Genomic DNA, 14,074 nt, shown 5'->3' with positions numbered 1-14,074 from the left:
ACCCTCGCAACGGAAGACGAACCCAGGAACGCAACCCACCCCGCTGGAACAGGAACCGACCTACGGAACCCGCGGAGCCTCCGCATCCCAGTCCAGGTGGAGCCGGGCGAACAGCAGCGACTCGGCCAGCATCTCCCGCCGCGCGGCCGGAGTCCCGGCCCGCCGCGTGTTGACCTCCAGCACGACCTGCCCGTCGAACCCGCCGCGCGCCAGCATCTCGCACAGCTCGGCGCACGGCTGGTCCCCGCGCCCCGGCACCATGTGCTCGTCCTTGGGCGCCCCGGACCCGTCGGCCAGGTGAACGTGCCGAAGCCCGTCCCCCATCCGCTTGGCCAGCTCCAGCGCGTCCATGTGCGCGGCGGCGGAGTGCGACAGGTCCAGCGTGTAGTTCCGGTGCCCGACGTCGGTCGGGTCCACGGACGGCTTGAAGGCGTTCATCTCCACCGACCGCCCCCGCCCCAACGGCCGCCGCACCGGGAACATGTTCTCGACGGCGATGGCGATCCCGCTCTCGTCCTCCAGCGAGGCCACCAGCTCCGCGAAGCCGTCCGCGTACTTGCGCTGCCACCGGAACGGCGGGTGCAGCACCACGGTCGGCGCCCCGAGGTCACCGGCGGCGGCGACGGCGCGGCGCAGGCGCTCGCCGGGGTCCGGTGACCACACCCGCTGCGAGATCAGCAGGCAGGGCGCGTGGACGGCCAGCACGGGCATGCCGGTGCGGGTGGACAGGCGGTCGACGGCGCGGATGTCCTGCGACACCGGGTCGGCCCACACCATCAGCTCGACGCCGTCGTAGCCCAGGTCGGACGCGATCTCGAACGCCGCCCCGGCGGGCTGCGGGTAGACCGATGCCGTGGAAAGCCCGACCGGGATGCGGGCCGTCAACTCTTCACCAGCAGCATCGCCGCTGGTGAGACGGTGACGATGAGGCCCACGAGGACGGCCAGGACGGTGGTCTGGAGGTCGTCGGCGCGACGGATCTTCCGCACGAGCAGCACCAGACCCACGGTAACCGCGAGCGCCACCACGAGCGCGGCGGCGGGGACGGAGCGCCAGAGGTAGTTGAAGGCCAGCCACAACGCCGCGCCGCCCAGGACGCCGACGGCGAGCTGGCCGATCATGATCAGCCACTCCTTGCCGGCCGAGCGCGGCTCCGCCGGCTCCTCCTCCTCGGCCTCGGCCGCGTCGTCGAGGCCCGCGGGGCCCTCGTCGTCGTCCTCGTCCTCGTCGGAGTCGGCCAGGTAGTCGTCCTCGGCGCGGTAGGCGGCGTACTCCTGCGAGTCGTCGTCCACATACGGGCCCGGGTGCGCCGCGGTCGACTCCATCGGCGCCATCGAGAGGTCGGTGTGCGCGTTCGGGTCGTCGTCGCCGAACCAGGCGTCGGGCACGTTGCCGGGCAGCGGCTCCGGCATCTTCGGCGGGGCCGGCGGCACGATCAGCACGGACTCGGTCTCGAGTGCGGCGATCTTGTCCACCGGCGCCTTGGCCGGGATGCGCGGGAGCTGCTCGGTCATCGCCTCGCGCGGCACAGCGCCGGGGATCGGCATCTGCACGGACGGCTGACCGGGCTTCGGCGGGCGGACGATGCTGGTCCGCGCGGCGGCGGGCGTCGAGGTCGCCTGGTCGAGGCGGGCCTCCAGGCGGCCCGGCGCGTCCGGGCGCGGCAGGTCGGAGCGGGACGGCTCGGGACGCGCCACCTCGGGGCGGGCGTCCGGCCTGGGCATGTCGGAGCGCGACGGTTGCTCGCGGACCTGCGGCACCTGCCGGGTCTGCTCGGCGGCGGCGGGCGGCGGCGCGGCGGGCGCGGCCGGCTTCGGCGCCGGTCTGCGGACCTGCGGCGGTCCCGGCGGCACCGGCATCTGCTGCGACGGCTGCGGCTTGGGGGGCTGCGGCTTCGGCGGCGCCGGCTTGGGCGCGACCTGCGGTTTCGGCTGGTAGGCCGTGCGCTCGGCGGCCGCGGGCGGCGGTGCCGAGGGAGGTTCGGGCGCGGCCCGGCGACCGGGCTGCGGCGCGGCGGTGTCGTCGCGCACGGCCATCAGGCGGCCGCTGTCGGACAGGACCCGCTCGATGATCGTCTGGGGTGCGGTCTCCGGCTGCTGGACGTCGTCCTCTTCGTCCGCAGCCCGGCGGCGTCGCCGACGTGGCGCACTCTCTGCGCTGCCCCCGTACTGGGCGAGCAGCTCAGCGACTGTGCGCTGCGTCTGGTCGGATCCGCTCTCTCGACTCATCAACTCCACCGTGCCCCGGTCTGGCCAGTCCGTCCAGTATCGCTCTGGTCCGTCCCGTCAGTGTGGTCCAGCCGTCGGAGGATGACACCCTCCCGGAGTGCCCAGGGGCAAATCTCCAGCTGGGTGAGTGACAGGGCTCGCATTGTGGCCTCCGCGACCAATGCGCCCGCGACGAGCTGATGGGCGCGAGACGTGCTCACGCCTTCCAGCTCCGCGAGGTCATGGGCCGACATCCGGGAAATGAACGCGATCAGCTGCCGCAGGCCCGCGTCGGTGAGCACGCGTCGTGCCCTGGGCCCGGCAGACGATGGCGCGGCCCCGGTGAGCCGCGCCAGCGTTCGGAAAGTTTTTGAGGTCGCAACCACTCGATCGGGTTCACCCGCGCGTTTCAGCTTCCGCGCCACGGGCGCGAGCTGCTCGGCGAGCCAGTCGGTGGTCTCGCGGACCTCGGAGCGCCTGGGTGGGTCCTTCTTGAACCTCGTCCTGGTGAGCCTTCCCGCGCCGAGCGGCACGGAGAAGGCCAGGTCCGGGTTCTCGTCACGGCCGATGGCGAGCTCCAGCGAGCCGCCACCGATGTCGAGCGAGAGCAACTTGCCCGCGGACCAGCCGTACCAGCGGCGGACCGCGAGGAAGGTGTACTTCGCCTCGTCCTCGCCGGACAGGACCTTGAGGTCGACCCCGGTCTCGGCGCGCACCCGGTCGAGCACCTCGGCGGAGTTGCCCGCCTCGCGCACGGCCGAGGTCGCGAACGCCATCAGGTCGTCGCAGCCGGACCTCTTCGCTGAGGCCTTGGCTGCGGCGACGGCACGAACGAGCTGGTCAGCGCCCGCTTTGGAGAGCTGACCCTTGTCGTTCAACTGCTCGGCGAGACGCAGGATCGTCTTCTCGGACGTCATCGGGATCGGGTGGGCACCACGATGCGCGTCCACCACCAGTAGGTGGACGGTGTTGGAACCCACGTCGAGAACGCCCAGGCGCACGCCGGAAACGGTACCTGGTCGTGTCCGTCAGGACTCGAACTTGTAACCCAGACCCCTCACGGTCACCAGGTGACGCGGGGCCGACGGGTCGGGTTCGATCTTCGAACGGAGCCGCTTGACGTGCACGTCCAGGGTCTTCGTGTCACCCACGTAGTCGGCGCCCCAGACGCGGTCGATCAGCTGGCCGCGGGTGAGCACCCTGCCCACGTTGCGCAGCAGGTACTCGAGGAGGTCGAACTCCTTGAGCGGCAGGCTGATGTCCTGGCCGCCGACGGTGACGACGTGGCGTTCCACGTCCATCCGCACCGGGCCGGCCTCCAGGATCTGCGGCAGCAGGTCCTCGGACTCGCCGCCGCGGCGCAGCACCGCGCGGATGCGGGCGATGAGCTCACGGGCCGAGTACGGCTTGGTGACGTAGTCGTCGGCGCCCAGTTCGAGGCCCACGACCTTGTCGATCTCGCTGTCGCGGGCCGTCACCATGATCACGGGGACGGCGGAGCGCTGGCGCAGCTGCTTGCACACGTCCGTGCCGCTCATGCCGGGCAGCATGAGGTCGAGCAGGACGATGTCGGCACCGTTGCGGTCGAACTCCTCCAGCGCCTCCTGGCCGGTGGCCGCGAGCGCCGCGGTGAACCCTTCCTTGCGCAGCAGGAAGGCGAGCGGATCGGCGAAGGACTCCTCGTCCTCCACGATGAGCACCCTGGTCACAGCTCTCCTCCAGTGTCACCCGCGCCGGTGGGGACGAGGGTCGGGTTGGGTTCGGTCGCCGCGGCCGGCAGCCGCAGCGTGAAGGTGGAGCCCGTTCCTGGCAGGCTCCACAGCTTCACCTCACCGCCGTGGTTGGCGGCGACGTGCTTGACGATCGCGAGCCCGAGACCGGTGCCCCCGGTCGCGCGCGACCGTGCCTTGTCGACGCGGTAGAACCGCTCGAAGACGCGGATCTGCTGGTCCTCGGCGATGCCGATGCCGCGGTCGGTCACGGCGATCTCGACGTGCCCGTCCACCAGCCGGCGGCTCACGCTCACCGGGCTGCCCGGCGGCGAGTAGGCGACAGCGTTGTCCAGGAGGTTCGTCAGCGCCGTGACCAGCAACGACCGGTCGCCGGGCACGACGAACCCGCTCGGTTCGTCGGTGGTGATCGAGATGTTGACCGACTCGGCGGCGAGCTTGGACCGCGACAGCGCCTCGTTGATCACGACGTCGATCTCCGTCTCGGCCAGCTCCGGCAGCTTCTCCGCGCCCTGCAGCCGCGACAGCGCGATCAGCTCGGTGACGAGCGCGCCGAGGCGGGTGGCCTCCTGCATGATCTTCGCGCTGAACCGGCGGACCTCGTCCTGGTCGTCGCTCGCGTCCAGCACGGCCTCCGCCAGCAACGCGAGGGCGCCGACCGGGGTCTTGAGCTCGTGGCTGACGTTCGCCACGAAGTCGCGCCGGGTCTTCTCCAGCCGCACGGCCTCGGACTCGTCGGTCGCGTCGACCACGGTGAAGTTCTCGATCAGCAACCGCACCTCGGCGTGCACGGCCTCCGGCTGGCGGCCGGTGCGGTAGCCCTCCAGCGGCGAGAGGTCGACGTACACGACCTCGTTGCTGTTGCGGACCCCCTCGGCGGCCTTGCGCGCCCGGTCGTCCACGCGGTTGTTGCGGACGATGCCGAGCTCTTCGGCGCGGGGGTTGTGCAGCACGACGTCGCCGAAGTGGTTCAGCACCACGATGCCGTCGTGGGAGTCGTGAATGATCTGTTGGATCAGTTCGGCGACCGTCAAGCCTTCCGGCTTCTTCGGTTGCCTGGGGGCGGTGAACCGGCCGATGAAGAAAGCGGCGATCACGCCGATGAGCGCGAGGCCGATCGACACAGCGAGGTAACCCGTTGTGGTCACGAGGCGAATGGTAAGCAGCTCAGAGGTGTCCTGGCCTAGTACGAGAGCGTGAACCGTGATACCCGCGACACCTCAGCGGAGGGTTGTTTCGCACCCGGTCAGGTCCTGTTCACCCAACCGTGTCCTTAGACGCGAAAAAGGCGCACCCGGCACCGGGTGCGCCTTTCTCAGAATGTGGTTAGCGACCCTGGTTCGCGACCGCCGCGATGGCGTCCTTCGCGGCGTCGGGGTCGAGGTATTCGCCACCCGGCTTGAGCGGCTTCAGGTCCTCGTCGAGGTCGTAGCGCAGCGGGATGCCGGTGGGGATGTTGAGCCCCGCGATGGCCTCGTCCGAGATGCCGTCGAGGTGCTTCACGAGCGCGCGCAGCGAGTTGCCGTGCGCGGCCACGAGGACCGTCTTGCCGGTGCGCAGGTCCGGGACGATCTGCTGGTCCCAGTACGGCAGCATGCGCTTCACGACGTCGAGCAGGCACTCGGTCAGCGGCAGGTCGGGCCCGAGGTCCGCGTAGCGCGGGTCGGTGTCCTGGCTGAACTCGCTGCCGGGCTCGATGGGCGGCGGCGGGGTGTCGTACGACCGGCGCCAGAGCATGAACTGCTCCTCGCCGAACTCCTCCAGCGTCTGCTTCTTGTTCTTGCCCTGCAGCGCGCCGTAGTGGCGTTCGTTGAGTCGCCAGTCGCGCTTGACCGGGATCCAGTGCCGGTCGGCGGCGTCGAGCGCCAGGTTGGCGGTCATGATGGCCCGGCGCATGAGGCTCGTGTGCAGGATCTCCGGCAGCACACCGGCCTCTTTGAGGAGCAGCCCACCGCGGCGGGCCTCCTTCTCGCCCTTCTCCGACAGGGGAACGTCCACCCAGCCGGTGAACAGGTTCTCCGCGTTCCACGTGCTCTCGCCGTGGCGGAGCAGCACCAAGGTTCCGACAGACATGGCGGCTAGCCTGCCATGCCGACCCTCCGGCCGTACCCCGGCAGGTCACCGTGATCCACACCATGGGACTCGTCGGTGTAGACGTGGATCTCCAGGCCGTCGGGGTCGTGGAAGACCAGCAACCACCCGATGCTCGCCTCGATCTCGGGCGAGTGGGGGATGTCGAGGCCGTCCAGGTGCTCGATCCAGTCGGTGAGGTCCTGGCGCGTTCCGACCGCCCAGTTGACCGGGTCGAAGCCCTTCAGTGCCTCGGCCTTCTCCGGGTTCAGCCGGAGGCTCAGCCCCGCGGCTCCGTTGCTCACGTGGCCCGCGACACCCCGGACGACGCCGTCCGCGTCCTCGAACTCCCACTCGGGCTCGAACCCGAACACCTGGCCGTACCAGTCGATGGACCGGGCGAGGTCGGTCACCGGGATCTTCACGCCTCTGATGCCTCTGAGCTGCGCCATCGCTGATTCCTCCGATTGACCGCAGTACGACTGCAACGAATGTGGCTAGACTGCGCTCGATGAGTGAGGAAGTCAAGCGTTCGTACAGCTCACCGCTGCGGGAGCAGGCGGCCCTGCAGACGCGCGCCCTGGTGCGGTCAGCGGGGCATCGACTGTTCGTGTCGTCCGGGTTCGTGGCGACGTCGATGCGGGCGATCGCGGCCGAGGCCGGGGTGTCCGAGCGGACCGTCTACACGCACTACCGGAACAAGGTGGAGCTGTTCCAGGACGCGCTGAACGTGGCGGTGGCCGGGGACTCCGAGCCCGTGGCGATGCGGGACCGGGAGTTCTTCGGGGAACTGCTGCGCGTGTCCGCCGCCCAGGAGCTGATCGACCGGGCCGTGGCCGGGAACGTGGTCGTGCTGGAACGGGCCGGAGCGTTGATCATGGCCGGGGTCGAGTCCGCCGGCGCCGATGCGGACATGCGGCGGATCTCGGACGAGGGCGAGTCGGCGATGCGCGCCAACTGCCTGGCGATCGCCGAGGCGCTGGTGGCCACCGGGGAGGTGCTGCCGTCGTTGGACGTCTCGGCGGTGGCGGACGTGCTGAAGACGATGATGTCGCCGCACGTGCATCAGGTGCTGGGGTGGCCGGCGGAGCGGTACGGCGGGTGGCTGGCGCACAGCCTCAAGGCGTCACTGCTCACGCCCTGACGGTGAGGTACCCCCACCTGCCTTCTCTTCCCTTCAACGCAGCCTCCGCATCCGTGACCAGGTCGACTTCGGACACGCCGTCCGGCCAGACGCGGGCAGACGACGGAAGAACATCGATCCTGGCCCGAACTTTTACGAGCCCCACGTCGCCGCGGAACTCGGCGTCGTGAAACGAGACGTTGCTACCGAACTCCGCCTCGTAGAACGACGCCATCTCGGCGAACGCTGCTTCCTTGAAGTTGCATTCCCCGTCGAACCTGGCCTTCGTGAACAAGGTGGCTGCGTTGAACCGGGCTGAGCCGAAGTGCGCCAGTTCACCGAACACGGTCTCGTCAAACCTCGCCGCCGCACCGAACTCCGCGTCCACGAACCAGGCCGTTCTGGAGAACTCAGCCAACTCGAACGAGACGTTCCCACCGCGTTCAAAGATGGCCTGGCGGAAGTGAGCATCCTGCTTGAACCTGCTCCTGCGGAACCCGGCGTGGTAGCCGAACCGAGCCTGCGTGAACAACGCCCGCTGACCGAACTCGGCGTCATCGAACAGGACCGGGCCCGCGAACATCGCTTCGCTGTACCAAGCGTCCTCACCGAACACGGCGTTGTCGAACCTGGCGACCGCGCGGAACACAGCCCTGCTGAACCACGCAATGTCGGCGAACTCGGTGTCACCGAAGGCAGCACGCCCACCGAACTCGGCATTGGTGAAGCTCGCCTCAGCGCCGAACTCGGCGTGCTCGAACGTCGCTTCGCCTGCAAACAGCACCTCGCGAAACGCCGCCGCACCCACGAACTTGGCGGCGTCGAACGCGGCCGTGCGGACGCGACACGACGTGAGGTCGAAATCAACGAGGACGGCACCGGTCAGGTCGAGATCAATGCCACCCCAGAACGTGTCACCTTCCGGGTGGAGGTGCGAGGCGAGGATTCGTTGTGCCGTTAGACGAACCTGGCGGTCCTCCGCCGACTCCTTCTCTGGCATGCGCAGGTAGGCGCACAACACGTTGACGATGGTCTGCCGTTGGTCGGGAACGTTCTGCGCCAACCGTTCCAGCGCGTACATCCCACCGAGACGAACCGAGGCGTTCTCGGAACCCAGCAGCTCCACCGACTTCGTGTAGAGGTCGGTCACCCGCCGCTCCGAGGCGTCGTGCTCGGTCTGCGCGGCGACGCGGTCCTGGTGTGCCTGGTCGAGTTTCTTCTGGTGCACAGCGAACTCGGCGGTCTGCTGCCGTCGGGCAGCCAGCCACAGCGCGGCCGCACCGCCGGTGCCGACGACGATCGTGCCTGCGGTCTTGATGGCCTCGAGCCGAGCCTTGTCGGACTCGGTTCCGCTGCCGTACGCCCACAGCAGCACCGTCACCAGGCCGGCGCCGAGCAGCACCAACGCGATCGCGGCGAGCACGATCGAGCGCGTCGACAGGTACGGGTGACTCGGTTCGCTCACGGTCCCAGATCGCCGCAAGACAGCCGGGGGTTACCGCGGCCGGCAAGAGAGCCGGCCCCAGCGGGAACCGGCTCTCCCCCAACGAGATCAGGACTGCTCGCGGGCCCTGAGGTCCTTGCGCAGGATCTTGCCCGCCGCCGACTTCGGGATCGCCTCGATGAACTCCACGACGCGGACCTTCTTGTGCGGCGCCACGTGCGAGGCGACGAACGCCATCACGGCGGCGCCGTCGACCGAAGAACCCGGCTGCCGCACGACGAACGCCTTCGGGACCTCCTCGCCGTCGGCGTCGCGGACACCGATCACGGCGGCGTCGGCGATCTCCTCGTGCGTCAGCAGCACGGCTTCGAGTTCGGCCGGCGGGACCTGGTAGCCCTTGTACTTGATGAGCTCCTTGACGCGGTCGACGATCGAGACGATGCCGTCCGCGTCGATCACCGCCACGTCGCCGGTGTGCAGCCAGCCGTCGTCGTCGATCGTGGCGGCGGTGGCCTCGGCGTTGTTCAGGTAGCCCTTCATGATGTTCGGGCCCTTGCACCAGAGTTCGCCGCGCTCGCCCACGCCCACGTCGTCGCCGGTGGCCGGGTCGACCAGGCGGCACTCGAGGTTGGGGATGATCACGCCGACGGTGCCCACGGAGATGTCGTCGCGGCCGTCCGGGATGGCGTGGCTGACCGGGGACATCTCCGTCATGCCGTAGCCCTGCACGACTCGGCAGCCGATGCGCTTGCGGACGGCGGCGGCCAGGTCCTCGTCCAGCGGCGCGGCGCCGGAGAAGAGGGTGTGCAGCGGGGACAGGTCGTAGTTGTCGACGATCGGGTGCTTCGCCAGGGCGACGGCGACCGGCGGGGCGATGTAGACGCGGTCGGTCTTGTGCTCGGCGATCACGCGCAGGAACTCGGGCAGCTCGAACTTCGGCAGGGTGACGACCACGCCGCCGATGTACAGGCCGTTGTTCATGAGGACCTGCATGCCGTAGATGTGGAAGAACGGCAGCACGGCGAGGATCCGGGTGTGGGCGCCGACGTCCGAGAGGATCGGCCCGCACTGCACCAGGTTCGCGACCAGGTTGCGGTGGGTGAGCATGACGCCCTTGGGCAGCGCGGTGGTGCCGGAGGAGTACGGCAGCACGGCCAGGTCCTCGGACGGGTTGATCTCCACCTCGGGCACCGGGTGCGTGTTGTTGAGCAGCTCGCCCAGCGACGGGTAGCCCTCGGCGCCGTCCAGCACCACGACGTCGGTCACGCCCGCCTTCGCGGCGCCCGGTGCGGCGTTCGGGAGCAGCACGGAGACGGTGAAGAGCATCTTGGCGCCCGCGTCGTGCAGCTGGTGCGCGACCTCGTCGGGCGTGTAGAGCGCGTTGATCGTGGTCGCCGTGGCGCCCGCGCGGAGGATGCCGTGGAAGACGACGGCGTAGTACGGCGTGTTCGGGCTGAGGATGCCGACGACATCACCCTTGCCAATACCTCGCGCGGCGAGGGCCGCCGCCATCCGGTCGATCGCTCCCGCCAACTGGCCGTACGTGAGCGTGGCGCCGGACATGCCGTCGATCAGCGCAACCCGGTCCACCCGGTCGGCGATGTCGCCGAACAACAGCTGGTGCAGCGACACATCGGGGATCTCGACATCGGGGAACGGACTGCGAAAGACCATGCGGCGACCTCATTCACATCGCTGTACATCGCTGTACACCCTGCCTGTGGGCTCATCGTGATCCAGCCCACTGGGCAGGTCAAGGACGACTCAATCGCTACAGATACGTTACTTTGCGCGGCTAAATACACTCGAATGGAGTAATACAAGCACTTGTGATCGCAAGGACGTATCTGAGAAGTTGATACCGCCTCCGCGAGTCGGCTCCCACGCTTACTCGACGAGCGCGAGGCACATGCGCGATTCGTCATCCCCCGTCGAATCGCGTGGCCCGCCAAGGATCCGCAGGCTCCCCCCGTCCACGGATCCCTTGCCGCGGGGACCTTTGACGCGGGACGGCTCGATGCGACTCCCCCTCTCTCCCGAGCCGTTCCGCGCATCATCAAAGGCACACTCTCAGTAGAACTTGATCACCCAGCTTCGTTCATTCGGGTGACGCGACGGCGCCGCCGCAGCAGGTAGACCACCGCCGCCACGGGCAGCGCGAGGGCCACCAGGAACGGCAGCAGGGCGCCGAAGGCGATCAAGATCCCGTTCAGGACGGCCAGCAACGCGTTCCAGCCGCCCGACAGGGCGCTGAGGAACCCGGCCTTCTCCGGCTCCGGCGGAGCGATCGGCACCGTCGCCACCTGCACGGTCAGCGTCGCCATCGCGACCTTGCCCTTGAGCGACTCGGCCCGGCGCTGCAACGACTCCAGGTCGGCCTGCCGCTTGGTCAGCTCGGACTCGACCTGCGCGATCTCCGCCGTGGACCCGGCCCGCTCGAACAGCACCCGCAGCCGTTCCACGCTGGCCTTGGCCGTCGCCATCCGCGACTCGGTGTCCACGAGCTGGTCGGTGACGTCCTCGCTGCGCACCTCGCTGCGGGTGACCTCCCCGACGCTCGCGAGATCGCGGACGACCCGGTCCAGCTCGGCGGAGGGCACCCGCACGGTCACGGACCCCGACTTCTTGGTCGAGTTCTCCTGCCCCGCGAACCCGCCGACGGCCGTCGCCCGGTTCTTGACCTCGCCGATCGCCCTCAGCACGTCATCGCTGCGCAGGTCGACGGTCGCCGTGCGGACCAGCTGCCGTTCCTGGTCCTGCACGGGCTGAGCGGCGTTCTCCTTGGCGGGCTCCTGGCCCGGTTTCTGTTGCGGCACCGCGTTCTGCGCCGCCTGCGGAGGCGAGCCGGCGTCCGCCGCCGACATGCCCCCGCTCGAATTGCTGCCGCACCCCGTCGAAACCAGGGCAAGCAACGCGACTCCCACCCACAGCACTGGTCTACGCATGCCTGTCGGACGGACGAGGACCCGGCGGGAGTTGCCGCCTAGGCCGAAACGAGTCGGCGGCTAGTCCGAAACGAGATGTTGGAACGCGGCCAGGTTCGCGAGCGACTCCCCGCGCGACACCCGCCACGCCCACTCGCGCCGGATCGCGTCGGCGAACCCGATCTCCAGCAACGGGTTGAAGTCGCCGTCCGCCGCCTCCAGCACCTGCCCGAGCACGCGGTCCAGCTCGTCGGCCGTCACGGCGTGCTTGCCGACCCTGCCGACCAGGTAGATGTCACCCTCGGCGTCGATCGTGTAGTGCACGCCGTACAGCCGTGCGTTGCGTCGCAGCAGGAAGCGGTACACGTCCTCGAACGACTGGTCCGGCCGCCGGCACACGAACGCCTCGACGACCAGCGCGTGCGCGGTCTCGACCAGCCACACGTTGGTCTGGAGCTTCTTGGTCCCCGGCAGCGTCACGAAGAACTTGCCGGGCTCCCGGCGGTCGTACTTCAGCTCCCGTTCGTCCAGAAATTCCTTGATCACACTGTCGACGCTCAAGCGAAAACCTCCCGGCGGAACACCTCTGCCGCCTCTTGATACCCCGCCAGCAGGGCGTCAGTCGTGCGGTCCCAGGAGAAGCGTCGCGCATGCCCCACGGCGTTGCTCGCCAGGTGCTCCCGCTGCGGCAGCGCCACGTCGCTCAGGGCGACGGCCCACTCGGCGGCCTCGTGCCCGTGCACGAGCACCCCGGACACCCCGTCCCGCACCGCCACCGGCAGCCCGCCGACGGCCGCCGCGACCACGGGCGTCCCGCACGCCTGGGCCTCCAGCGCCACCAGCCCGAACGACTCGTTGTAGCTCGGCACCGCGACCAGGTCGGCGGCCCGGTAGACCTCGGCCAGCGTCGGCCCCGGCTGCGGCGGCAGGAAGCGCACGACGTCCGTGATCTGGAGTTCCGCGGCCAGCTCCTCCAACGCCTTGGGCCGCTCGGTGCCGGACCCCGAAGGCCCGCCCACGATCAGCACGACCAGCCGCGAGCGCAGCCCGGGATCACGCACGAGCATCTCGGCGGCCGCACGAAGCAGCACGTCAGGCGCCTTCAGCGGCTGGATCCGCCCGACGAAGGCGAGCACGATCGCGTCCTGCGGGATGCCGAACCACTGCCGGGCGTGCTCCTGCGAGCCGGGCGTGAAGCGGTCGAGGTCCACGCCGGGCGGCACCACGGCCACCTTCGACGGCTCCGCGTCGTAGAGCTTGATCAGCTCGCCGGCCTCGATGTCGGTGTTCGCGACGAGCCGGTCCGACTCGTTCACGACCTGCTCCTCGCCGATCACCCGCATCCGGGGCTCCGGCGCGTCGCCCTCGGCCAGCGCGAGGTTCTTGACCTTGGCGAGCGTGTGCGCGGTGTGCACCAGCGGCACGCCCCACCGTTCGCGGGCCAGCCAGCCGACCTGGCCGGACAGCCAGTAGTGCGAGTGGATCGCGTCGTAGTAGCCCGGCTCGTGCCGTGCCTCGGCGCGCAGCACACCGGCCGTGAACGCGCAGAGCTGGCCGGGCAGCTCCTCCTTGCCCAGGCCCTCGAACGGCCCCGCGGCGACGTGCCGGACGCGCACCCCCGGCGCGAGCTCGGCGACCGGCGGCAGCTCCGACGACGTGGCACGGGTGAAGATCTCGACCTCGACGCCGCGCTGGGCCATCCGAGTGGCCGTCTGGACGATGTAGACGTTCATCCCGCCCGCATCACCCGTCCCCGGCTGTTCGAGCGGCGAGGTGTGCACTGAGAGCACCGCGACGCGCTTCATCGGGCGACTCGCTGGAGGTCTGCGGCGAACCGCTCCGGCCGTTCGAGGAACGGCGCGTGCGCGGTGTCGGGGTAGAGGCTCAACTCGGCTCCGGGGATCAGGGCGGCGGAGTACTCGGCGGCGGCAGGGGCGACCACCTCGTCTTGAGTTCCGTGCACGACCAGGGTCGGCACGTCTACGGCCTGCAACACGTCGGCGCTGCCCACGTCCCTGCGGAACAGCTCGCCTCGCACCTTAGGACTGACCGAGGTCGCGGCGGCAGTGAGCTTCACGACCGTCTCAGCAGGCAGGACGGGTGCCATGGCCGCGCAGAACGTCGCCATCGCGGCGTCGTCGGTGATCGCGCCGGGCAGGGCGGCCCGCATGACCGGACCGGTGACGCCTCCCGGGCGGTCCCGGCCGATCTCGGTGATGGCGCTCACGAACACCAGCGCGGTGACGTCCGCGGTGCCGTGGAAGCGGAGGTAGTCGGCGAGGACGAGCCCGCCGTAGGACCACCCGACGACGGTCGCCGGCCCGGTGCGGTCGAGCACGGCGCGCAGGTCCGCGGCCCACCGCTCCGATGAGCGGTAGTCGCCGAAGTCGTCGGATTCGCCGTGTCCGCGCAGGTCAACGGCGTAGGTGCGAAAACCGGGCAGATCCCAGACCTCGCCGGTCTGCGCCCAGCCGTGGACGAGAACCACCGGCGGCGCGGCAACCGGACCTGACACCCGTAACGCAAGACGTCCCCCGCCCGTCGTCGTCACGTGTGTCAGCTGCACACAAGTACGA

14 protein-coding genes are annotated in these 14,074 nt (G+C 69.7%); 1 reads left to right on the top strand and 13 read right to left on the bottom strand.

Features of this window, described 5'->3' with window-relative positions; genetic code table 11:
• Nucleotides 1-60 precede the first annotated feature (60 nt).
• The 7 genes from ACFWNN_RS21320 to ACFWNN_RS21290 all read right to left on the bottom strand — a co-directional run bounded on the left by ACFWNN_RS21320 (nucleotide 61) and on the right by ACFWNN_RS21290 (nucleotide 6,459).
• Complete coding sequence (locus ACFWNN_RS21320; protein WP_382441654.1) at nucleotides 61-885, bottom strand: sugar phosphate isomerase/epimerase family protein; 825 nt, start codon at nucleotides 883-885, stop codon at nucleotides 61-63.
• Nucleotides 882-2,228 carry a hypothetical protein gene (locus ACFWNN_RS21315; protein WP_382441653.1) on the bottom strand — a complete coding sequence of 449 codons (1,347 nt, stop codon included), beginning with the start codon at nucleotides 2,226-2,228 and terminating at the stop codon, nucleotides 882-884. Before ACFWNN_RS21315 ends, ACFWNN_RS21320 begins: the two co-directional genes overlap by 4 nt.
• Nucleotides 2,228-3,208: a hypothetical protein gene (locus ACFWNN_RS21310; RefSeq protein ID WP_382441652.1), complete on the bottom strand. Its 981-nt coding sequence runs from the start codon at nucleotides 3,206-3,208 to the stop codon at nucleotides 2,228-2,230. Before ACFWNN_RS21310 ends, ACFWNN_RS21315 begins: the two co-directional genes overlap by 1 nt.
• A 27-nt stretch (nucleotides 3,209-3,235) precedes the next feature.
• A complete protein-coding gene (locus ACFWNN_RS21305; protein WP_053737067.1) occupies nucleotides 3,236-3,916 on the bottom strand; it encodes a response regulator transcription factor in 681 nt (226 codons plus the stop codon).
• Entirely contained in the window at nucleotides 3,913-5,085 is a 1,173-nt protein-coding gene (locus ACFWNN_RS21300; protein WP_382441651.1) for a sensor histidine kinase, read from the bottom strand. Before ACFWNN_RS21300 ends, ACFWNN_RS21305 begins: the two co-directional genes overlap by 4 nt.
• Nucleotides 5,086-5,263: 178 nt before the next feature.
• Nucleotides 5,264-6,010, bottom strand: a complete 747-nt coding sequence (locus ACFWNN_RS21295; protein WP_382441650.1) for a phosphoglyceromutase — start codon at nucleotides 6,008-6,010, stop codon at nucleotides 5,264-5,266.
• 5 nt (nucleotides 6,011-6,015) lie between these two features.
• A complete protein-coding gene (locus tag ACFWNN_RS21290) occupies nucleotides 6,016-6,459 on the bottom strand; it encodes a VOC family protein (RefSeq protein ID WP_382441649.1) in 444 nt (147 codons plus the stop codon).
• Between the two features lie 59 nt (nucleotides 6,460-6,518).
• Here ACFWNN_RS21290 and ACFWNN_RS21285 point away from each other — a divergent pair, with 59 nt between their 5' ends.
• Complete coding sequence (locus tag ACFWNN_RS21285; RefSeq protein ID WP_382441648.1) at nucleotides 6,519-7,151, top strand: TetR/AcrR family transcriptional regulator; 633 nt, start codon at nucleotides 6,519-6,521, stop codon at nucleotides 7,149-7,151.
• Here ACFWNN_RS21285 and ACFWNN_RS21280 read toward each other — a convergent pair.
• The 6 genes from ACFWNN_RS21280 to ACFWNN_RS21255 form a co-directional block, all read right to left on the bottom strand.
• Entirely contained in the window at nucleotides 7,141-8,595 is a 1,455-nt protein-coding gene (locus ACFWNN_RS21280; protein WP_382441647.1) for a pentapeptide repeat-containing protein, read from the bottom strand. The two genes, ACFWNN_RS21285 and ACFWNN_RS21280, sit on opposite strands and share 11 nt — an antisense overlap.
• A gap of 87 nt (nucleotides 8,596-8,682) precedes the next feature.
• Nucleotides 8,683-10,248, bottom strand: a complete 1,566-nt coding sequence (locus ACFWNN_RS21275) for a 4-coumarate--CoA ligase family protein (protein WP_382441646.1) — start codon at nucleotides 10,246-10,248, stop codon at nucleotides 8,683-8,685.
• A 410-nt stretch (nucleotides 10,249-10,658) separates the two neighbouring features.
• Nucleotides 10,659-11,438, bottom strand: a complete 780-nt coding sequence (locus ACFWNN_RS21270) for a DUF4349 domain-containing protein (RefSeq protein WP_382441645.1) — start codon at nucleotides 11,436-11,438, stop codon at nucleotides 10,659-10,661.
• Between the two features lie 141 nt (nucleotides 11,439-11,579).
• Entirely contained in the window at nucleotides 11,580-12,059 is a 480-nt protein-coding gene (locus ACFWNN_RS21265; protein WP_382441644.1) for a YbjN domain-containing protein, read from the bottom strand.
• Nucleotides 12,056-13,303, bottom strand: coding sequence for a D-inositol-3-phosphate glycosyltransferase (gene mshA / locus ACFWNN_RS21260; RefSeq protein ID WP_382441643.1), 1,248 nt, complete (start codon nucleotides 13,301-13,303; stop codon nucleotides 12,056-12,058). The genes ACFWNN_RS21265 and mshA overlap by 4 nt, the downstream gene beginning before the upstream one ends.
• Nucleotides 13,300-14,013 (bottom strand): alpha/beta fold hydrolase, encoded by a 714-nt coding sequence (locus tag ACFWNN_RS21255; RefSeq protein WP_382441642.1) that lies wholly within the window; start codon nucleotides 14,011-14,013, stop codon nucleotides 13,300-13,302. Before ACFWNN_RS21255 ends, mshA begins: the two co-directional genes overlap by 4 nt.
• Nucleotides 14,014-14,074 lie beyond the last annotated feature (61 nt).

The organism is Lentzea sp. NPDC058450, assembly GCF_042721395.1.
Taxonomy (GTDB): Bacteria; Actinomycetota; Actinomycetes; order Mycobacteriales; family Pseudonocardiaceae; genus Lentzea.
This window is presented reverse-complemented; position numbering and strand designations above follow the sequence as displayed.